Source organism: Sulfitobacter sp. HI0040, assembly GCF_001634885.1.
GTDB lineage: Bacteria > Pseudomonadota > Alphaproteobacteria > Rhodobacterales > Rhodobacteraceae > Sulfitobacter.
The window spans coordinates 1-427 of sequence record NZ_LWEX01000474.1 but is presented as its reverse complement, the minus strand read 5'-3'; the positions used below and the strand labels follow the sequence as shown (position 1 = coordinate 427).

Annotated in this window: 1 rRNA gene; it reads left to right on the top strand. The window is 57.4% G+C overall.

Annotated features, from left to right (window positions below):
* A 23S ribosomal RNA gene (locus A3728_RS19135) occupies nucleotides 1–427 on the top strand; the annotation flags it as partial.

Below are 427 nucleotides of genomic sequence, written 5' to 3'. Positions count from 1 at the left end.
AGATGCAGGTTTCCCGCGGTTAGACGGAAAGACCCCGTGCACCTTTACTACAACTTCACACTGGCATTAGGCCGAACATGTGCAGGATAGGTGGTGGGCTTTGAAGCGTGGACGCCAGTCTGCGTGGAGCCTCCCTTGAGATACCACCCTTGTTCTGCTTGATGTCTAACCGCGGTCCGTTATCCGGATCCGGGACCCTGTGTGGTGGGTAGTTTGACTGGGGCGGTCGCCTCCTAAATCGTAACGGAGGCGCGCGAAGGTTGGCTCAGAGCGGTCGGAAATCGCTCGTTGAGTGCAATGGCAGAAGCCAGCCTGACTGCAAGACTGACAAGTCGAGCAGAGTCGAAAGACGGCCATAGTGATCCGGTGGTCCCAAGTGGGAGGGCCATCGCTCAACGGATAAAAGGTACGCCGGGGATAACAGGCT